This window comes from Yonghaparkia sp. Soil809, assembly GCF_001429705.1.
GTDB lineage: Bacteria > Actinomycetota > Actinomycetes > Actinomycetales > Microbacteriaceae > Microcella.
In genome coordinates, this window is sequence record NZ_LMSV01000001.1 from 638,168 (window position 1) to 658,111 (window position 19,944).

Consider the following 19,944-nt stretch of genomic DNA (forward strand, 5'->3'; position numbering starts at 1 on the left):
GTCAAGTGCGTGGTGAGCCTCGTCGGCGGGGCCGCGCACGAGCGGCCCCGCCGACGAGCTACAGACCCGCCGCGCGCTCCGCCGTCTCGACGACGTTCGCGAGCAGCAGCGCNGCGCGTCATCGGCCCGACCCCGCCGGGGTTCGGTGACACCCAGGCCGCGACCGAGCGCACGTCGTCGGCGACGTCGCCCGCGATGCGCGACTCGCCCGTGTCGGCGTCGGTGATGCGCGAGACGCCCACGTCGAGCACGATCGCGCCCGGCTTGACGTCGGCGGCCGACACGATGCCCGGCACGCCCGCGGCGGCCACGATCACGTCGGCGCGACGCAGTTGCGAGGCGAGGTCGGTCGTGCCGGTGTGCGTGAGGGTGACCGTCGCGTTGTACTCGCGTCGCGTCAGCAGGCTGCCGATCGCGCGACCGACGGTGACGCCGCGGCCGACGACCACGACATCCTTGCCCGCCCACGACAGCCCGTGCCGCTCGACGAGCTCGATGACGCCGCGCGGCGTGCACGGCAGCGGAGTGTCGATCGCGCGGTCGACGCGCAGCATGAGGCGCCCGAGGTTCGTCGGGTGCAGGCCGTCGGCGTCCTTCTCCGGGGCGACGCGCTCGAGGATCGCGTCGGTGTCGAGGTGCTTCGGCAGCGGCAGCTGCACGATGAAGCCCGTGACGGCGGGGTCGGCGTTGAGCTCGTCGATGACCGCCTCGAGCTCCTCCTGCGTCGTCGACGCGGGCAGGTCGCGGCGGATCGATGCAATGCCCACCTCGGCGCAGTCGCGGTGCTTGCCGCCGACGTACCAGCGCGAGCCCGGGTCGTCGCCGACGAGAACGGTCGCGAGGCCCGGCACGATGCCGCGCTCACGCAGCGACGACACCCGCGTCGTGAGCTCGGCCTTGATGGCGCGAGCGGTCGCGGTGCCGTCGAGGAGCTGAGCGGATGCGCCGGCGGGCCGGGGATCCGTCACGCTCACAGCCCCGGGTAGAGGGGGAACGCGGCGGTGAGCGCGTCGACGCGACCGCGCAGGGCGGTGATGTCGGGGCTCGGCATGAGAGTGCGCGCGATGATGTCGGCCACCTCGGTGAACTCCGCCTCCCCGAAGCCGCGCGTCGCGAGCGCCGGGGTGCCGATGCGCACGCCGCTCGTCACCATCGGCGGGCGCGGGTCGAAGGGCACGCCGTTGCGGTTGACGGTGATGCCGACCTCGTGGAGGAGGTCCTCCGCCTCCTGGCCATTGATCGGCGAGGTGCGCAGGTCGACGAGGGCGAGGTGCACGTCGGTGCCGCCGGTGAGCACGTTGACGCCGGCGGCGATCGCGTCGTCCTGCGTGAGGCGATCGGCGAGGATGCGCGCGCCCGCGATCGTGCGCTCCTGGCGCTCCACGAACTCCGGCAGGGCCGCGAGCTTGAACGCGACGGCCTTCGCGGCGATCACGTGCATGAGCGGGCCGCCCTGCTGACCGGGGAAGACGGCCGAGTTGAGCTTCTTGAACAGCGACTCGTCGTTGCTCAGGATGAGACCTGAGCGCGGACCGGCGAGGGTCTTGTGCACGGTCGAGCTGACGACGTGCGCGTGGGGCAGCGGCGAGGGGTGCAGGCCCGCGGCGACCAGGCCGGCGAAGTGCGCCATGTCGACCCAGAGCTTCGCGCCGACCTCGTCGGCGATGGCGCGGAAGGCCGCGAAGTCGAGCTGCCGCGAGTACGCCGACCAGCCGGCGATGATGACGGTCGGCTTGACCTCGAGGGCCTTCGCGCGCACGACGTCCATGTCGACGAGCATCGTCTCGGGGTCGACGCCGTAGCTCGTGGCGTTGTAGACCTTGCCCGAGAAGTTGAGCTTCATGCCGTGGGTCAGGTGGCCGCCGTGGGCGAGCTCGAGGCCGAGGATCGTGTCGCCGGGCTGCGCGAGGGCGTGCAGCACGGCCGCGCTCGCCGAGGCGCCCGAGTGGGGCTGCACGTTGGCGAACTCGGCCCCGAAGAGCTTCTTGGCGCGCTCGATCGCGAGGTTCTCGGCGATGTCGACGAATTCGCAGCCGCCGTAGTAGCGCTTGCCGGGGTAGCCCTCGGCGTACTTGTTGGTGAGCACCGAGCCCTGCGCCTCGAGGATGGCGCGCGAGACGAAGTTCTCGCTCGCGATCATCTCGAGGGTGTCGCGCTGGCGGCCGAGCTCCTGCTCGAGCACGGCGGCGATCTCGGGGTCGACGACGGAGAGGGGCTCGTTGAACGAGCTGGGAAGTGCGGACACGGGATGCTCCTCGGTACGGGGCGGAGGCCAGCGGCCCTCGCAGGTCGGCCGGACGAGCGGCCCAGGCGGACGGCAGCTCACCGTGTCGGTCGCTCCCTGATGGTTCACCATCTCAACGCCAGTCGCGACTGCCCCCAGTCTACGTCGCGATCTGCGAGGATGCGCCCATGCCGTCGCCGCCCGGATGGGGAATCCGAACCGACCTGCTCCGCCGCGCCGATCGGGAGCGCGGCGAGCGCGTGGGCTTCGTCGAGCTGTTCTTCGATCTCGTGTTCGTGCTCGCGCTCACCCAGGTCGGCGCCGTCGTCGCGACGGTCGCCACGGGGCTCCACGCCCTCCACGCCGTGCTCGTCCTCGTCGCGGTCTGGTGGCTGTGGATGCACACCACCTGGGTCACGAACTGGCTCGACCCCGCCCGGCTCCCCGTTCGGCTGGCGATCATCGCGCTCGCGGGCGCGGGCCTCGTGCTCTCCACGGCAATCGTGGAATCGCTCGGCGACCGCGCGCTCGCCTTCGCGATCGCCTACGTGGGTCTGCAGCTGGCCCGGACGGCGTTCATGGTCGTCGCGGCCGTGCGGCACGACGGCAGCATCGCGACCGACTTCGCTCGCATGCTGCTGTGGTTCGCTGCGAGCGGCGTCCTCTGGATCGGCGGGGCCGTCGTCGGCGCGCAGGCGGGCGCGGGCGCTCTCCTCGCCGCCTGGACCCTCGCCGCGCTCATCGACCTCACGGGGCCTGCGATCTCCTACGCGCTGCCGGGCCTCGGGCGGGGCCGGCTGGAGGGGTGGGATCTCTCGGCGCACCACTTCGCCGAGCGCGCCGCGCTGTTCGTCATCATCGCGATCGGCGAAGGGTTCCTCGTGAGCGGCTTCGCCTTCGTCGGCAACCCGAGCGGCGGCGAGCGGAACGCCGCCCTGGCGAGCGCGTTCGTCGCGGCCGCCGCGCTCTGGTGGCTCTACTTCGACCACGGCGAGAAGCGGGGCGAGGAGCGGATGGAGCACGATCCGCGCGCGGGCGCCATCGCGCGGGCCGCGTACGCCTACGCGCACATCCCCGTCATCGCCGGGGTCGTGATGATCGGCGCCGCCGACAAGACGATCATCGCCGAGCCGCGGACGTCGAGCCCGCTCGCCATCGCGCTCGTCCTCGGCGGGCCCGCGCTCTTCGCGCTCGGGATCGCGCTGTACCGGCGCATCGTCGGAGCCCCCGGCGTCGGCATCGTCCTCGCCGCGGCCGGGGCCTGCGCGGCGTTCGTGCCGTTCTCGGGCGCGCTGGAGCCGTGGGTCCTGTCGTGCCTGTCGACGGGGGTGCTCGTCGTCGCCTGCGTCGCCGACACCCTCCTGCGCCGACGCCGCGGGGCGCCATCGCTCGGCTGATCGCGCCCGGGCGGGACCGGGCGGGACCGAGGGGCGGCGCCCCCGCGCTCAGGCGTCGCGGTCTGCGGTCGGGATCGGCCCGGTGAGCGGCGAGCCGAACTCGAGCTCGCGGGGGGCGTCGGACTGGTCCCCCGCGGGCGCGGCGCCCGGCTCGCGCCGCGATCGCGCATCGGCGATCACGAGCACGAGGATCGCGAGCACGATGACCGAGGCCTCGACCACGGGCAGCACGAGCAGACCCGCGCCGTCGAGCAGGAGCCCCCCGATGAGCGCGCCGCCGCCGATCGCGATGTTGAACGACGTGGTCAGCAGCGCAGCGCCGAGGTCGCGCACGCGCGGCGAGGCGACGTGCAGCAGCCGCGTCTGGAGGAGGGCAGGGATGCCGCCGAACGCGACGCCCCAGACCACGATCGCGACGACGACGATGACGGGGATGCCCGGCGCGGCGGCGAGGACGGCCACCGACAGCGCGACGCCCGCGAGCATCCCGTACAGACCCGCGCGCGGGAACCGGCTGCCCACGACGCCCGCGAGGACGAGGCCGATCGCGCCCGCGCCGCCGTAGAGGAAGAGCATGACGCTCACCGAGTCGCGCGGGAAGCCCGCCTCGTCGATGATGAACGGCGCGATGTAGGTGTAGAAGACGTTGTGCCCCATGACGATGATCACCACGAGCAGGCACACCAGCAGTACGCCAGGGAAGGTCGGGTCGCGGCGGGCCGGGACGGGGATCTCGCCCGTCGCGAGCGTCACGCGGTGATCGACGGGCGGCAGGAAGCGCAGCACGAGCAGGGCGAGCAGCACGACGGACGCGGCGATGATGCCGAACGCCGCGCGCCAGCCGAGCGCCTGACCGATCGCGGTGCCGACCGGCACGCCGAGCACGAACGCGGTCGTGCCGCCGGCGCTCGTGACGGCGACCGCCCGCGCGATCTGGTGGCGGGGCACCAGGTGGCCGGCGTAGGCGCCCGCGATCGCCCAGAACAGGCCGTGCGCGAGACCGCCGAGCACTCGAGCGCCGATCAGCAGCTCGTAGCTCGGTGCGATCGCGGCCAGCAGATTCGCGAGCGCGAAGACCCCGAGCACTCCGATGAGCAGCCACTTGCGCGAGTAGCGGTGCGTGAGTGCGGCGAGAGGAGCGGTCGACAGGGCGACGGTCGCGGCGAAGATCGTGACGAGCAGCCCCACCTGGGAGGGGCTCACGCGCAGGTCGGCAGCCATGTCGGGCAGGAGCCCGGTGGGGAGGAACTCGCTCGTGACGAGCACGAAGATCGCGGCGGCGAGCGTCAGCAGGCCGATCCACGGGAAGGGGCGCTCGGCGCCCGGCTGGGGGGAGGTCATGCGGCTGGTGGGGCTTTCGCGGTCGGCGTGGCGGGCCGACGCATCCGGGGATGCCCGGCAGAGCATCCGCCTCTACGCTAACGCCTCCGCGCTCGGCCCATAGGCTGGGGGCCGTGACCGACACCCCCCACCACTGGATCGTCACCCTCGTCTGCGACGACCGGCCCGGCATCGTGCACGCCGTCACGGGCGCGATCGTCGAGGCCGAGGGCAACATCACCGAGCTGCAGCAGTTCTCGAGCCTGGAGTCGGGGCGCTTCTTCCTGCGACTGCAGACCCAGACCCTTGCCGACCACGATCGGCTCTCCGCCGCCCTCGCCCCCGTCGTCGAGCGGTACGGGATGGACTGCCGCATCGACCGCGTCGGCCGACCGCTGCGCACGCTCGTGCTCGTGTCGAAGGCCGCGCACTGCCTCAATGACCTGCTCTTCCGCCAGCGAGCCGGTCAGCTGCCCGCCGAGATCCCGCTCGTCATGGGCAACCACCCCGAGCTCGGCGAGCTCGCGAGCTTCTACGGCGTGCCGTTCGAGTCGCGGCCCGTCACGACACCGGAGGAGAAGGCGGCGTTCGAGGCGCGCATCCTCGAGGTCGTCGAGCAGCACGACGTCGAGCTCGTCGTGCTCGCGCGGTACATGCAGATCCTCTCCCCCGAGCTGTGCGCGCGCCTCGCCGGCCGCATCATCAACATCCACCACTCCTTCCTGCCCGGTTTCAAGGGCGCGAACCCCTACAAGCAGGCGCACGCGCGCGGAGTGAAGCTCATCGGGGCGACGGCGCACTTCGTCACGAGCGACCTCGACGAGGGCCCGATCATCGAGCAGAACGTCGTGCGGGTCGACCACTCGCGCAGCCCCGCCGAGCTCGTCGCGATCGGGCAGGACGAGGAGAGCCGTACCCTCAGCCAGGCCGTCACCTGGTTCGCGGAGGACCGCGTGCTGCTCGACGGCCGCCGCACCATCATCTTCAAGTAGGAGGAGCCCGCGTGCCGAGGACGCTGCTGCAGGGGGCCGAGCTGCTCGACGCGAGCGGCCGCCGACCCGGCTGGGTGCTGCTGGACGGCGACCGCATCGCCGCCGTGGGGGGCGGGGCGGATGCTCCTCCCGGGGCGGATGCGACTCTCGACCTTCCCGGCCGCACCCTGACGCCCGGGTTCATCGACCTGCACGGCCACGGCGGGGGCGGCGCGGGCTTCGACGACGGCGAGCAGAGCATCGCCGCGGCCCTCGCCGTCCACCGGGCGCACGGCACGACCCGCTCGGTGATCTCGCTCGTCGCGAACCCCGTGGAGTCGCTCGTCGAGAGCCTGCGGCTCATCGCGCGCGTCGCCGCCGACGACCCGACGATCGTCGGCGCCCACCTCGAGGGCCCGTTCCTCGCGCCCACTCGCCGCGGCGCCCACGCCGCCGAGCACCTCCTCGCCCCGGACGAGGACGTCGTCGAGATCCTCCTCTCGGCCGCCGCCGGCGCGCTCGTGCAGGTCACGATCGCGCCCGAGCTGCCCGGGGCGCTCGACGCGATCCGGCGACTCGCCGGCGCGGGCGTCGTCGCCGCGGTGGGCCACACCGACGCCGACGAGGACGTGACGCGCGCGGCGTTCGACGCGGGGGCGACGATGCTGACGCACGCGTTCAACGCGATGCCGGGCATCCACCATCGGGCCCCCGGCCCCGTCGCGGCCGCGTTCGACGATGAGCGCGTCGTGCTGGAGCTCGTGCTCGACGGCGTGCACGTGCACCCCTCCGTCGCGCGCGTCGCCTTCCGCTCGGCGCCTGGCCGCATCGCCCTCGTGACCGACGCGATGGCCGCGGCCGGGAGCGCCGACGGGTTCTACCAGCTCGGCACCCTCAACGTGACGGTCAAGGACGGGATCGCGCTGCTCAACGGCACCTCGACGATCGCCGGCTCGACCCTCACGCAGGACGCCGCGCTGCGCACAGCGCTCGCGGCGGGCATCGACGAGGCGGCGGCGATCGAGGCCCTGACGGCGACGCCCGCGCGCGTGCTCGGCCGGCAGAGCGAGTGGGGGATGCTCGCCGCGGGCTTCGCGGCCGACCTCGTGGTGCTCGATGCCGACCTGAGGGTCGAGCAGGTGTGGGCCGCGGGCCGAGAGATCGTCGGCGCGGCGTGACCGACTGGAGCGGGGACCGGACCCGCGAGCCGATCACGACCGAGGTCACCGCCGACGGGGCGCTCGTCGCCGAGGCCGCCGAGGGCAGCGATTGGTGGCGCGACACCGCCTACGGGTTCCGGCACGAGGACGGGCATGCGCTGCTGCGCCCGTGGGACGCGGGCACGGCGGTCGAGGTCTCGTTCGTGCTCGACGGCTTCGCGGGGCAGTTCGACCAGGCCGGCATGCTCGTGCGCGTCGATGACGAGCACTGGATCAAGGCGGGCGTCGAGCTCAGCGACGGGCATCCGCAGCTCGGGGCGGTCGTGACCGTCGGAGCGAGCGACTGGTCGACGGGGCGCGTCGACGAGTGGATCAGGTCGGTCGTGACCATCCGCGCATCGCGCCTCGCCGACGCCGTCGTCATCCGGGCACGGGCGACGGACGATGACGAATGGCGGCTGGTGCGTGTGGCCCGCTTCCCGAACGAGAGCGCGAGCATCGGACCGATGCTGTGCGCGCCGACGCGAGCCGGCCTGCGAGTGCGGTTCGTCGACTGGCGGACGGCCGCGGAGGACGCCGCGCTGCACTGAGCAGGGTGTCCTCAACGCATGACGACGGCCCGGGCCTCCTGAACAGGACCCGGGCCGTCGTGGTCTCACTGCGCTACGGAGTCGGGACGACTCCCGTGTCCACGGTCACGACCGTGAACGCGCCCGTCTCGCCGTAGTTGACCAGACCGAGGTAGCTGGAGTCGGGCTCGAGCCCGCTCCACGACGCGGTGTAGGTCGTCGGGATTCCCTGCTCGCCCGCCAGGACCGCGGGGTCGAGCGCGAGCTCGGCACCTCCCGGCACCACCGAGGTGACGGTCAGATCCCAGCCGACCGTGCCCGACGCCGAGTAGACGTCGGCGAGGACGAGGTACTGACCCGCCTCCGGCGCCACGAGGTCGACGCGCTCGTCGGCCGCTCCCGTCGCCGAGGACCAGACCGCGATCGGAGTCCCCGTCTCATCGAGCTGGTACACGATGAGGTCGAGGTCGGCCGTGTCGTCGAGCGAGTCGAGGTCGAAGCGCGCCATCGCGGCTCCCTCCGGGACCTCGACCGTGTACTCGCCGGTGAAGCCGGTCGCGCCGCTGCCCGAGAGCACCTCGCCCGCCGACAGCCCCGTCGTCGACAGGGCGATGTCGCCCGTGCCGCCCGGCGTCACGCTGATCTCGACCGAGCCGTCGACGCCCTCGCCGGCGACCTCGGCCGCGGCGATGATCGTGACGGGCTTGGCCGCGAGCGGCGAACGCACCGTGGTCTCGCCCGCGGTCCACGTGAGCGAGCCGGTCGCGTACGCGTCCAGCGGCGCCGTGGTGCGCGCGAAGGTGACCGTGAACGTCGCCGTCTCGCCGGCCGCGCCGAAGCTCAGCGTCGAGGGCTCGACCGTGACGTCCATGCCGGCCATGCCCTGCACCGAGGCGGTGAAGGTGCCGGCCTGCGTCGACGTCACCGTGCGGCTGAGCGTCTGCGGTGCGGTCATCTCACCGACGGTGAGCGAGGCGAGGTTCAGGTCGCTCGCGTCCACCGGGTCGACGCTGTCGCCCAGCTCGTAGCCGATGCCCTCGATGTAGCTGTACCAGTCGCCGAGGCCGTTCAGGTAGAGCAGGCCCGGCTCGAAGAATCGCGTCGGGTCGGCGTGACCGGCGCCCTGCGTGAAGGGGTCGGTCATCGGCGAGCCGTCGACCTTCTTCGTGTCGTAGGCCGTCGTCATGAGCGCCGACTTGACCTCGGCCGGCGTCGCGTTCGGACGCTCGCCCAGGTAGAGCAGCGCGAGACCCGCGATGTGCGGAGCCGCCATCGACGTGCCGCTGAGGAAGTTGAACGTCGGAGCGTTCCCCTCGCGGTGCGACGTCGCGGCGAGGATCCCCACGCCGGGCGCCGAGATGTCGGGCTTCAGGATGTCGCTGCCGTCGGCGAGCACGGGGCCGCGCGACGAGAAGCCGGCCACCTGCGGAACGGCCGTCACGATATCCGTCGAGTTGCCGAACGCGAGGCTCGCCGTGGCACCGGGAGTCGCCGCGTAGGCGCGGACCGCGTCGCGGTACTGGCTGTTGAGGTGGATGCTCGGCACCGAGTGCGCGTCGGCGTCGACCGAGCCCGGCGTGACGTTGACCATGATCATGCCGATGCCGCCCACGCGGGCGACCTCGGCCGACTTCGCGACGCGGTCGTACACGCCGCGGTCGCAGACGATGATCGTGCCCGCGGCGACCTTGCTCGCGTCGAGCGAGTTCGGGGCGCAGAGCTTGACGTCCGCGGCGGTCGCGGTCGCGGCCCCGAGCACGTCGGAGAGCACGAGCGCTCCGGTCGTGGGCTCAGCGCCCTCGGTCATGTCGACGGTGATCGACGCGCCCGCGAAGGCCTGTCCGTCGCCGAGCGTGGCCGTGGCCTCGTACGAGGGGATGGTGCTCGCGGCGACCGTCGTGATCCACGGGCTCGCGTTGTCGAGCGTCGAGGCGTCGGGGCCGGAGTTGCCGGCGGACGCCGAGACGAAGATGCCCGCAGCGGCAGCGCCGAGGAAGGCCTGGTCGATGATCGACACCGTCGAGTCGGCGGCGCCGCCGCCGATCGAGTAGTTGATGACGTCGACGCCGTCGGCAGTCGCCGCGTCGATGCCCGCGAGCAGGTCGCTCGTCGCGCATCCGTCATCGGCGGTCGAGGCGGCGTCCTTGCCGTTCCAGCAGACCTTGTACGCGGCGATCTTCGCAGCGGGCGCGACACCGGAGATGGTGCCGAAGTCGATGCCCGAGACGCTCGCCTCGACGAGGTGGTTGCCTGCCGCGGTGCCCGCGGTGTGCGAGCCGTGGCCGTCGCCGTCGCGCGGCGAGAGGAACTCGCCGGGGCCGGTCTTCACGCTGCCGATGTTCTTCGAGCCGAAGCCGTCGACGAAGTAGCGGGCGCCGATGACCTTCGTCGAGCAGTCGTCGACCGAGAACTGCGTGCCCGTCTGGCAGACGCCGGCGAACATGCCGCCGTCGGCCTTCTCGAACATGATCGAGGTGCCCTTGCGGTAGGGGGCGTCGCCCGGGGACTTGCCGAGCTTGTCGCCGGCGAAGGACGGGTTCTCGGGGGCGATGCCGGTGTCGAGCACGCCGATGACGATGCCCTCGCCGGCGGTCTCGGCGCCGCCGACCTGCTCCCAGACCCCGCCGGGGCCCTCGAGACCGAGGAACTCGGTGCCGGGGACGGAGGTGATCTTCAGCAGCTCGTCGGGCGCCATCGCCACGACGCCGCGCTGCGCGGCGAGCTTCGCCGCCTGCGCCGCGGTGAGGTCGGCGGTGAAGGCGTTGACCGCGGTCGTGTACGACGCGCCGACGGCGGCGTCGACGGTCGCGGCGATCTCGCTCTGCTGCTGCTTCAGGTACTGGCGGTACTTCGCGACGGCCGAGCGGTTCGAGTCGAGCTGCTCGCCCTTCTTCGGCGCGGTGCGCGCGAGGCCGGCGACGCCGCCCTCGTAGGTGGCGACCGCGTCGTCGGCGAGCAGCACGACGTAGCGGCCGTCCTCGAACGAGGCGACCGATGCCGCGCGATCGGCGGGGGCCGCGGTCGACGTCATCGGCGCCGCGAGCACACCCGCCGCGACGAGCGCGGTACCGGTGGCGAGAGAGAGGAGGGAACGGATGGGATGGTGTGCCGAGGTACGGCGTGCCCTAGGTGTCACAGCGTTGTGCATCCTTCGTGTGGAGGTGGGCGCTGCAGAGAGTCCTGCAACCGTGGATTCGCTCACCTTATGTCCCGCGAAGGGGGGTGGACAACCTTTTCTGTCTCGGTCGTGCTGCGGCCCGGGGCTCTTCGATCGGCGAGCATTCATGCGCCGTGGAGCAATCGTCCCGGCCGACTACAGCGAATACCCATCGAGCCCCAGGATGCTGGTGTCCGCCCACGCGCTGACCCACCGCCGCTCTCCGCTCCGCCCGCCCACTCGACCACCGTCGCCCGGAGACACCATGACCCGCACGTCCCGCCTCCTCGTCGCCCCGCTGTACGCGTCGGCCGCGGCCGCGACCCTGCTCGGCACGCTCAGCGGATGCGCCGCGGGACCCGTCTCCGGCGCCCCGGCCCCGATCGAGCCCGCGACGGGAGCCGACGCCGACACCTCGGCCGTCTACGAGGACGGCAGCTACGCCGCGACCGGCGAGTACCAGAGCCCGAACGGCGGCGAGAGCATCATCGTCGAGCTGACGCTCGAGGGCGACATCGTCACCGACGTCGTCGTCACGACCAACGCCAACAACCCCACGACCGAGCGCTTCCAGGGCGAGTTCGCCGGCGGGATCGCCGCCGAGGTCGTCGGAAAGGACATCGACACCCTCGACGTCACCCGCGTCGCCGGCTCGTCGCTCACGAGCGGCGGATTCCGCCAGGCCCTCGAGACGATCAAGGCGGATGCCCTCGTCGGCTAGCGCTGGCGACGCCTGGCTCTTCGAGGCGATCGGCACCGCCTGGCGCATCGATGCCGACCGACCCCTCGACGAGTCCGACCGCTCCGCCGTCGCCGAGCGCGTCGAGCGCTTCGACCGCGACTGGTCGCGCTTCCGACCCGACTCGCTCGTGTCCGCCATCGCCGCCGCGGGCGACGGGGGGACGTGGAAGCTCCCCGACGACGCCGCGCCGCTGCTGGGGCTGTACGCGCGGCTGCACGCGCTCAGCCGCGGGCGGGTGAGCCCGCTCGTCGGCGCCTCCCTCGAGCGGCTCGGCTACGACGCGGCCTACCGGCTGCGGCCCGCGGGCGAGCCGCTGCCGGCGCCGGCGTGGGAGGAGCTCCTCGACCTCGCGACGGACGACGCGGGCGCCGTGCGACTCACGACCATGCGGCCCGTGCTGCTCGACGTCGGCGCGGCCGGGAAGGGGCACCTCGTCGACATCGTCGGCGACCTGCTCGCGGCCCGCGGCGCGACCCAGACGGTCGTCGACGGCAGCGGCGACATCCGTCATCGGGGCGGAGCGGGCATCCGCATCGCTCTCGAGAACCCCGCCAACCCGTCGAAGGCGGTCGGCGTCGTCGAGCTGCGCGATGCCGCGCTGTGCGCGTCGTCGCCGTCGCGCCGCACATGGGGCGAGGGGCTGCACCACATCATCGACGCCGTCACGGGCCGGCCGGTCGACGACGTCATCGGCACGTGGGCGATCGCGCCGACCGCGCTCGAGGCCGACGGTCTCGCGACCGCGCTCTTCCTCGTCGACCCGCGCGAGCTCGAGGGCGCGTTCGCATTCGCGTGGGCGAGGATGTTCCGCGACGGCCGCCTCGAGGCGAGCGCGAACTGGGAGGGCGAGCTGTACCGATGAGAGCGACCGTGGATGCCCTGACCGGCCGTGTGAGCATGTACCGCCTGGCGACGATCACCCTCGCCGCCGTGCTCGCGATGGGCCTCCTGCTCGGTGCTCTCGACATCATCGGGGCCGACCCGATCGGACTCCTGGGCACGCTCGGCGTCGTCGGCGTCGCGACGCTCGGCGCGAACGAGATCGCCGCCCGGGCGGCGCGCGTCGTGCCGCATCGCGAGTCGAGCGTCATCACGGCGCTCATCATCGTGTGCCTCGTGCCGCCGTCGGTCGCGACGATGGATCTCGTCGGCGCCGCCGCCGCGGGCGTCATCGCCGCGCTGTCGAAGTACCTGCTCGTCTGGCGCGGACGCCACATCCTCAACCCCGCGGCGACGGGCGTGTGGGTCGCGGGCCTGTTCGGCCTCACGGTCGGCATCTGGTGGATCGCGACGCCCGAGATGCTGCCGATCGTCGCGCTCGGCGCCCTCGTGCTGCTCGACCGCACGCGGCGGCTCGACGTGGGCGTCGTGCTCGTCGTGCTCACGGTCGCGATCATCGGCACGCGGCTCGTCCTCACGGGCGCCACGCCGCTCGACGCCTACCTGTCCGTGCTCGTCGTCTACCCCGTCGTATTCCTCGCGGGGTACATGCTCTCCGAGCCCCTCACCCTGCCGCCGCGGCGCTGGCAGCAATGGCTCACGGCGGCCGTCGTCGCCGTCGCGTTCTCGATCCCGTTCTCGTTCCCGCTGGGCCCCGTGCTCATCTACACCTCGCCCGAGCTCGCGCTCCTGCTCGGCAACGTCGTCGCGTTCGCCGTCTCGCGCCGCCCCGGGTTCGCGCTGCGACTCACGGGCTCTCGCGCGCTCTCGCCGACCGCGACCGAGTTCCGCTTCGCCCCGACGCGGCCCGTGCGGTTCGCGGCCGGCCAGTGGCTCGAGCTGCACCTTCCGCACTCGGCCGACGTCCGCGGCACGCGCCGCGTCTTCTCGATCGCCTCGGCGCCGTCGGCGGTGGTCGGCGACGCCCCCGAGATCGCGATCGGTCTCCGAATGCCCGAGCAGGGCTCCTCGTTCAAGCGCGCGCTCGCCGCGCTCGAGCCGGGGTCGCTCGTGCGCGTGACGCAGGTGAGCGGCGACTTCCTCCTCCCGCGTGACCCGACGGAGCCCATCGTCCTCGTCGCCGGCGGCATCGGGATCACCCCGTTCGCGAGCCAGCTCGACGAGCTGCGCCGCCTCGGCGACGAGCGCGACGTCGTGATCGTCGTGATCCCGTCGGGCGAGGACGAGTCGCTCTACGCGGACGTGCTCGAGGCGTCGGGCGCGCGCGTCGTGACGCTCGCGCGCGGCGCGCTCACCGCCGAGGGCCTGCGCGGGGCCGTGCCCGACATCGCGAGGCGGCGCGGCTACGTGTCGGGGGCTCCGGCGCTCGTCGCGGCGGGCCGCACGGCCCTGCGCTCGGCCGGGGCGAAGCGCGTGCGCACCGACTACTTCGCGGGGTACTGAGCCGGCTCGTCGTCGACGAGTGACTCTCGTGCCGCGGCCGGGCGCGCCCGCGGCGCATCGTCGAGACCGGGCACGGGCGCCGCTCCGGCCCGCACGGCGCGCAGCGCGCCCAGGATGGCGACGAGGTCGACGACCTCCTGCAGCGCGGCTCCCGCGATCGCGGGCAGGAGCCCGATCGACGCCACGATCATGAGCCCGATCGAGATCGCGATGCCGAGCCAGATGCTCTGCAGGGCGATGCGCACCGTGCGGTGCCCGATGGCGACGGCGCGCGCGACGCGCGAGACGTCGTCCAGCAGGATCACGACATCCGCCGACTCGCTCGCCGCAGTCGAGCCCTTCGCCCCCATCGCGATGCCGACGTCGGAGACGGCGAGGACGGGCGCGTCGTTGACGCCGTCGCCGACCATGACGACGGGGCGCGGGCGGGCCTCTCGGATGAGCCGGACCTTGTCCTCCGGGAGGCACTCGGCGTGCAGCTCGTCGATGCCGAGCGCGTCGGCGATCGGCCGCGCGGTCGCCTCGACGTCGCCCGTCACCATGAGCGTGCGCGTCACCCCGAGGCGGGCGAGAGCATCGAGCGTCGCGGCGGCGTCGCCGCGCACGCCGTCACGCAGCACGAGGGTGCCGGCGAAGCGCCCGTCGATCGCGGCGTAGACGACGGCCTCGCCGCTCGCCGTCGTCACCCGCTCGAGGTCGGGCGCGTGCTCGGCGACGAAGGCCGGCTTGCCGACGACGACGCTGCGGCCGTCGACCGTCGCCGTGACTCCGAAGGTCGCGACCTCGCGGGCGTCGGCCGACTCCGCGAGTGCGAGGCCGCGCTCGACCGCGGCCTGCTCGAGCGAGGCGGCGAGCACGTGCGACGAGTACTGCTCGGCCGAGCCCACGAGCCGCATGAGCTCATCGGCGGCGAACCCGTCGCGGGGGTGCACGCCGACGACCTCGGGGCGGCCCGCGGTCAGCGTGCCCGTCTTGTCGAAGGCGACCGTGCGGGCGCGCGCGAGCTTCTCGAGCGAGGCCGCGCTCTTCATGACGATGCCGCGCTTGGCGGCGCTGCTCATGCCGCCCATGAACGCGACGGGCGCGGCGATGAGCAGGGGGCACGGGGTCGCGACGACGAGCACCTCGGCGAAGCGCACGGGGTCGCCGCTCAGCGCCCACGCGATGCCCGCGATGCCGAGCGACACCGCCGTGAAGGGCAGGGCGTACCGGTCGGCGAGCCGCACGAGGGGCGCCTTGCTGCTCGAGGCCTCGCGCACGAGCTCGACGATGCGCTGGTACTGGCTGTCGGCCGCGGCGGCCGTCGCGACGACCTCGACCGCCCCGGCGCCGTTGACCGATCCACTCAGGACGAGGTCGCCCGCCGCCTTCTCCACGGGCAGGCTCTCCCCCGTGAGCGACGACTCGTCGAACTCGCCATGCGCGCTCGTGAGCTCGGCGTCGACGGGCACGATCTCGGCGGGCCGCACCAGCAGGCGGTCGCCGATACGGACATCCCCCGCCGGAACGTCGGTGATCGCGCCCGTCGAGTCGACGCGGTGCGCGAGCTGGGGAACGCGGTCGAGCAGTGCCCGCAGCTCGCGCTGAGCGCGGCCGGCCGCGGCGAGCTCGAGCGCCTCGCCGCCCGCGAGCATGAGAACGATGACGAGGCTCGCCCAGTACTCGCCGACGACGACCGTGCTGACGATCGCGGTGACGGCGAGGATGTCGAGCCCGAACTGCCCGGAGAGCAGCCCCCTGATCATGCGGACCGCCTCGATCGCGGCGACGGTCAGTGCGAAGATCGAGATGCCCCACCGCGCCGCGGGCTCCGCACCGGCGGCGAGCAGCCCGAGCCCGATCGCGCCGATGACGAGCGCGAGGGCCACGAGGGGCATGCGGCGGGCGAGGTCGAGGACGCGGGTCACGCTCCCAGGTCTATCGTGCCGAGGGGGCGGGCGCCAGAGTCGTCCGTCCCGGACCGGGCAACCTCGTGACGCGCACCGTGCGCGTCAGTCGCAGGTGCAGCGCTGCTCGGCGGGGACGCCCTCGAGCGCCTGCTCGATGTGCTGGCCGCAGCCGGCCCAGGTGGTCTTGCCGCAACGGTCGCAGCGGGCGGGAGAGCACATGGTGGTTCCTTCCGGTGGAGGGGGCGTCGGTTCGGCCCGTGGCGTCAGAATACCCCGGGGGGTATATGCGCGCAAGTCGCCGCAGACGACGGATGCCCGTGGCACGCGGCCACGGGCATCCGGTCGTTCTCGGTCGGCTAGGCGCCGAGGCGCTGCTTCAGGTTCTCGTCGAGGGCCTCGAGGAAGTCCTCGGTGGTCATCCACGCCTGGTCGGGGCTCACGAGCAGCGCGAGGTCCTTCGTCATCTTGCCGCTCTCGACGGTCGTGATGACGACGTCCTCGAGGGTCTCGGCGAAGGTGATGAGCTCGGCGTTGCCGTCGAGCTTGCCGCGGTGCATGAGGCCGCGCGTCCACGCGAAGATCGACGCGATCGGGTTCGTCGATGTCGGCTTGCCCTGCTGGTGCTGGCGGTAGTGGCGCGTGACCGTGCCGTGCGCCGCCTCGGCCTCGACGATCTTGCCGTCGGGCGTCGTCAGCACGCTCGTCATGAGGCCGAGCGAGCCGAAGCCCTGCGCGACGGTGTCGGACTGCACGTCGCCGTCGTAGTTCTTGCAGGCCCAGACGTAGCCGCCCTCCCACTTCATGGCCGAGGCGACCATGTCGTCGATGAGGCGGTGCTCGTAGGTGATGCCGGCGGCCTCGAACTGGTCCTTGAACTCGGCGTCGTAGATCTCCTGGAAGATGTCCTTGAAGCGGCCGTCGTAGGCCTTCAGGATCGTGTTCTTCGTCGAGAGGTACACGGGGTATTTGCGCGCGAGGCCGTAGTTGAGCGAGGCCCGGGCGAAGTCGCGGATCGACGCGTCGAGGTTGTACTGCACCTGCGCGATGCCGTCGCCGGGCGACTGGTAGACCTCGAACTTCTGCGGCTCGGAGCCGTCCTCCGGCGTGAACTCGACCGTCAGCGTGCCCTTGCCCTTGAAGAGGAAGTCGGTCGCGCGGTACTGGTCGCCGAACGCGTGGCGGCCGATGATGATCGGCTTGTTCCAGCCGGGCACGAGGCGCGGGATGTTCGAGATGATGATCGGCTCGCGGAAGATGACGCCGCCGAGGATGTTGCGGATCGTGCCGTTGGGGCTCTTCCACATCTTCTTGAGGCCGAACTCCTCGACGCGCGCCTCGTCGGGCGTGATCGTCGCGCACTTCACGCCGACGCCGTGCTTCTGGATGGCGTGGGCCGCGTCGATCGTGACCTGGTCGTCGGTCTCGTCGCGGTGCTGGATGCCGAGGTCGTAGTACTCGAGCGTCACATCGAGGTACGGGTGGATGAGGCGGTCCTTGATGAACTGCCAGATGATGCGGGTCATCTCGTCGCCGTCGAGCTCGACGACGGTGCCTTCGACCTTGATCTTCTGCACAGGGATCCTTTCGCACGTTCACGGGCGTCGAGGTGGTCGACGGCCCGGGGCCGCGATGGCGGCCGATCGGGGGCACGGTGAGGCCCGGCTCGATCCTACCGCGTCGGGTCATCTGTCTCGACGTCGAGATAAATCGGTCGGATGCTCGGCGCACGTTCTGACTACCCTGGGGTCATGGGCGATCTGAGACTGGAAGAACTGTCGGCGAAGACCATCGTGGCCGCGAACGGCCTGACCCTGCGGCCCGGGCAGGAGCAGTTCGTCACTCCCGTCTCGTACTCGGCCGCTGACGCGTACCTCAACCCGACCACGACGTGGGCGCGCGTCGTGCTCGACGGGGAGGAGGTCGTGGGCTTCATCCGCGGCAACTTCGACCCCGATCACGAGAAGCCCGAGTTCCGCAGCTGCATCTGGCGCATCAACGTCGACGCCACCAAGCAGGGTCGCGGCGTCGGGCGGTTCGCAGTGCGCGAGCTCGCCCAGGAAGCCCGCTCACGCGGCTTCGAGACCGTGACCGTCATCTGGGAGACCGGCGAGGAGGGCCCGGGCGAGTTCTTCCGCCGACTCGGCTTCGAGGAGGTCGGCGAGACGGAGTACGGCGAGAAGATCGGGTCGCTGCCCGTCTGATGCGCGAGACCCGCCCGATACGCGCGGACGCCCTCTCCCGGCCCGAGCGCGGTCGCACATGAGCGAGTCGCCCCTCGACTTCGCGGCGTTCGTGCACGTCATCGTCGGCGACATCCCCGCCGGTCGGGTCATGACCTACGGCGACGTCGCCGCCGAGCTCGGCTCGCTGGGCGCCCGAGCGGTCGGGCGCATCCTCGCCACCTCCGACGGAACCGGTCCCTGGTGGCGCGTCATCGGATCCGACGGCCGCCCGCCCGCGGGCCACGAGGTCGAGGCGCTCGAGCACTACGAGCGCGAGGGCACTCCCCTGCGCTGGGTCGGGGACCGCGGCGAGCCCGACGCCTACCGCATCGATCTCGCGCAGGCGCGGCACCGCTACAGCTGAGCGGCGCGATGGGCGGGATGCCCGGCGCACCGTACACTCTGTGCAAGCGCTTGCAGACTGCACGAAGGAGTGTCCCGATGCGCCGCACCCGACCCGCTCGACCTCCGGCCGCCCGCCGCCGCGCGCGCACCGCGCTCGCGGGGCTCGCCGCCTCCGTGCTGCTCGTGCTCGCGGCCTGCACCCCGGCCTCGCAGCCGCCGGAGCCGCAGGATCGGCGCGATGCGGGCATCCTCATGTTCCAGTGGACGTGGGATGCGATCGCCGCGGAATGCCCGGCCCTGGGCGAGATCGGCATCGACTGGGTGCTGACGAGCCCGCCGCAGGAGCACGTCGTCGGGCCGCAGTGGTGGGTCGCGTACCAGCCGGTGTCGCACCGCATCGAGTCGCGGCTCGGCTCGCGCGAGCAGTTCGCGGCCATGGTCGAGTCGTGCGGCGAGGCCGGCGTCGATGTCGTCGCCGACGCCGTCATCAACCACATGTCGGGGCAGGACGACCCCGGCGTCGGCTGGGCGGGCAGCGCGTACGAGCACTACCGCTACCCGGGGCTGTTCACGCCTGCGGACTTCCACTCCTGCACCGAGTCTCCGACGGGCGACATCATCGACTACCGCGACCGCGCCGAGGTGCAGCGCTGCGAGCTCGTGAACCTCGCCGACCTCGCGACCGAGACCGACCGGGTGCGCGAGCGGCTGCGCGCCTACCTCGACGACCTGCTGTCGCTCGGCGTCGCGGGCTTCCGCATCGACGCCGCGAAGCACATGCCGCCGGAGGACATCGCCGCGATCGTCGACGGCCTCCCGGAGGGCACGCGCGTCTACCAGGAGGTCATCCGCGGCCAGGGCGAGCCCATCCAGCCGGAGGACTACGCAGCGACCGGCCCCGTATGGGAGTTCGCCTACGCCCGCACCCTCACGAGCATGATCGAGACCGGCGCGCTCAACCCCGAGGTGCGCTTCGGCCCCGAGGGCCGCACCCTGCCGAGCGAGCAGGCGATCGCCTTCGTCGACAATCACGACACCGAGCGCAACGGCGAGACGCTCTCGTACAAGGACGGCGAGGCGTACGCCCTCGCGACGGCGTTCCTCCTCGCCCACCCGTACGGAACGCCGCAGCTGACCTCGGGCTACGCCTTCGAGGGGCGGGATGCCGGGGCGCCGGCCGACGACTCCGGTCGCGTCATCGACGCCTCCTGCGCGGATGCCCCCGCCGAGCCGCGTCCGCGCTACGAGCCCGGCACCTGGGTGTGCCCGCAGAGCTGGGATCTCGTGCGCGGCATGCTCGCCTTCCGCGCCGCGGTCGGAGACGCTCCTCTCACCGACGCGACCGAGTTCGAGGCGCGCGAGCTGCGCAGCGTCACGGCATTCGGCCGCGGCGCCTACGGGTTCGTCGCCTTCAACGCGGGCGCCACGGGCGCGACGGCGAGCTTCGACACGTCGCTCGTGGCCGGCCGGTACACCGACGCGGTGTCGGGCGAGGTGATCGAGGTCGACGGCGAGGGTCGATTCACGGCCGAGGTGCCGGGGCTCGGCGTGGTCGCGCTGCACGTCGGCGCGGTCGAGCGCTAGCGCGACCGCGCCGACGGAGCG

The 19,944-nt window shown here is 72.6% G+C and carries 15 protein-coding genes, 1 pseudogene and 1 riboswitch; of the genes and pseudogenes, 10 read left to right on the forward strand and 6 right to left on the reverse strand.

Going from position 1 to position 19,944, the window contains the following annotated elements:
• Positions 1 to 113: 113 nt before the first annotated feature.
• Positions 114 to 968, reverse strand: a pseudogene (locus ASG83_RS03105) (bifunctional methylenetetrahydrofolate dehydrogenase/methenyltetrahydrofolate cyclohydrolase); the annotation flags it as partial.
• A gap of 2 nt (positions 969 to 970) precedes the next feature.
• Positions 971 to 2,245 (reverse strand): serine hydroxymethyltransferase, encoded by a 1,275-nt coding sequence (gene glyA, locus ASG83_RS03110; protein ID WP_055857026.1) that lies wholly within the window; start codon positions 2,243 to 2,245, stop codon positions 971 to 973.
• A 52-nt stretch (positions 2,246 to 2,297) separates the two neighbouring features.
• Positions 2,298 to 2,381: riboswitch (ZMP/ZTP riboswitch) on the reverse strand.
• Positions 2,382 to 2,412: 31 nt separating this feature from the next.
• Between glyA and ASG83_RS03115 the strand changes: the two genes are divergently transcribed.
• A complete protein-coding gene (locus tag ASG83_RS03115) occupies positions 2,413 to 3,621 on the forward strand; it encodes a low temperature requirement protein A (protein WP_055857028.1) in 1,209 nt (402 codons plus the stop codon).
• Between the two features lie 48 nt (positions 3,622 to 3,669).
• Here the strand turns inward: ASG83_RS03115 and ASG83_RS03120 are convergent, their stop codons facing one another.
• On the reverse strand, positions 3,670 to 4,962 hold the full coding sequence (locus tag ASG83_RS03120; RefSeq protein ID WP_156376726.1) for an MFS transporter: 1,293 nt from the start codon (positions 4,960 to 4,962) through the stop codon (positions 3,670 to 3,672).
• A gap of 50 nt (positions 4,963 to 5,012) precedes the next feature.
• Between ASG83_RS03120 and purU the strand changes: the two genes are divergently transcribed.
• Genes purU through ASG83_RS03135 form a run of 3 tightly spaced genes read left to right on the forward strand, consistent with a single transcriptional unit; the run spans position 5,013 to position 7,662 of the window.
• Positions 5,013 to 5,933 carry a formyltetrahydrofolate deformylase gene (gene purU / locus ASG83_RS03125; protein ID WP_082599140.1) on the forward strand — a complete coding sequence of 307 codons (921 nt, stop codon included), beginning with the start codon at positions 5,013 to 5,015 and terminating at the stop codon, positions 5,931 to 5,933.
• An 11-nt stretch (positions 5,934 to 5,944) separates the two neighbouring features.
• Entirely contained in the window at positions 5,945 to 7,090 is a 1,146-nt protein-coding gene (nagA, locus tag ASG83_RS03130) for an N-acetylglucosamine-6-phosphate deacetylase (protein WP_055857034.1), read from the forward strand.
• Positions 7,087 to 7,662: a DUF1349 domain-containing protein gene (locus ASG83_RS03135; RefSeq protein WP_055859159.1), complete on the forward strand. Its 576-nt coding sequence runs from the start codon at positions 7,087 to 7,089 to the stop codon at positions 7,660 to 7,662. The genes nagA and ASG83_RS03135 overlap by 4 nt, the downstream gene beginning before the upstream one ends.
• A gap of 73 nt (positions 7,663 to 7,735) precedes the next feature.
• On the opposite strand, the gene ASG83_RS03140 is transcribed toward ASG83_RS03135, so the two are convergent.
• Positions 7,736 to 10,672, reverse strand: coding sequence for a S8 family serine peptidase (locus tag ASG83_RS03140; protein ID WP_156710926.1), 2,937 nt, complete (start codon positions 10,670 to 10,672; stop codon positions 7,736 to 7,738).
• Positions 10,673 to 11,063: 391 nt separating this feature from the next.
• On the opposite strand from ASG83_RS03140, the gene ASG83_RS03145 reads away from it, so the two are divergent.
• The 3 genes from ASG83_RS03145 to ASG83_RS03155 are packed head-to-tail and all read left to right on the forward strand — an operon-like array spanning position 11,064 to position 13,883.
• Complete coding sequence (locus tag ASG83_RS03145; RefSeq protein WP_055857040.1) at positions 11,064 to 11,519, forward strand: hypothetical protein; 456 nt, start codon at positions 11,064 to 11,066, stop codon at positions 11,517 to 11,519.
• Positions 11,503 to 12,402 (forward strand): FAD:protein FMN transferase, encoded by a 900-nt coding sequence (locus tag ASG83_RS03150; protein ID WP_055857045.1) that lies wholly within the window; start codon positions 11,503 to 11,505, stop codon positions 12,400 to 12,402. Before ASG83_RS03145 ends, ASG83_RS03150 begins: the two co-directional genes overlap by 17 nt.
• A gap of 8 nt (positions 12,403 to 12,410) precedes the next feature.
• Positions 12,411 to 13,883: an FAD-dependent oxidoreductase gene (locus ASG83_RS03155; RefSeq protein ID WP_055857046.1), complete on the forward strand. Its 1,473-nt coding sequence runs from the start codon at positions 12,411 to 12,413 to the stop codon at positions 13,881 to 13,883.
• On the opposite strand, the gene ASG83_RS03160 is transcribed toward ASG83_RS03155, so the two are convergent.
• Together ASG83_RS03160 and ASG83_RS03165 are read right to left on the reverse strand one after the other, a co-directional pair.
• Positions 13,865 to 15,760 (reverse strand): heavy metal translocating P-type ATPase, encoded by a 1,896-nt coding sequence (locus ASG83_RS03160; RefSeq protein ID WP_055859162.1) that lies wholly within the window; start codon positions 15,758 to 15,760, stop codon positions 13,865 to 13,867. The two genes, ASG83_RS03155 and ASG83_RS03160, sit on opposite strands and share 19 nt — an antisense overlap.
• 368 nt (positions 15,761 to 16,128) lie before the next feature.
• Positions 16,129 to 17,346 (reverse strand): NADP-dependent isocitrate dehydrogenase, encoded by a 1,218-nt coding sequence (locus ASG83_RS03165; RefSeq protein ID WP_055857048.1) that lies wholly within the window; start codon positions 17,344 to 17,346, stop codon positions 16,129 to 16,131.
• 174 nt (positions 17,347 to 17,520) lie between these two features.
• Here ASG83_RS03165 and ASG83_RS03170 point away from each other — a divergent pair, with 174 nt between their 5' ends.
• From ASG83_RS03170 to ASG83_RS03180, 3 genes are all read left to right on the forward strand, one after another.
• Complete coding sequence (locus ASG83_RS03170; protein WP_055857051.1) at positions 17,521 to 17,973, forward strand: GNAT family N-acetyltransferase; 453 nt, start codon at positions 17,521 to 17,523, stop codon at positions 17,971 to 17,973.
• A gap of 58 nt (positions 17,974 to 18,031) precedes the next feature.
• Positions 18,032 to 18,358, forward strand: coding sequence for an MGMT family protein (locus tag ASG83_RS03175; RefSeq protein ID WP_055857053.1), 327 nt, complete (start codon positions 18,032 to 18,034; stop codon positions 18,356 to 18,358).
• A 77-nt stretch (positions 18,359 to 18,435) separates the two neighbouring features.
• A complete protein-coding gene (locus ASG83_RS03180; protein ID WP_055857057.1) occupies positions 18,436 to 19,923 on the forward strand; it encodes an alpha-amylase family protein in 1,488 nt (495 codons plus the stop codon).
• Positions 19,924 to 19,944: the final 21 nt, after the last annotated feature.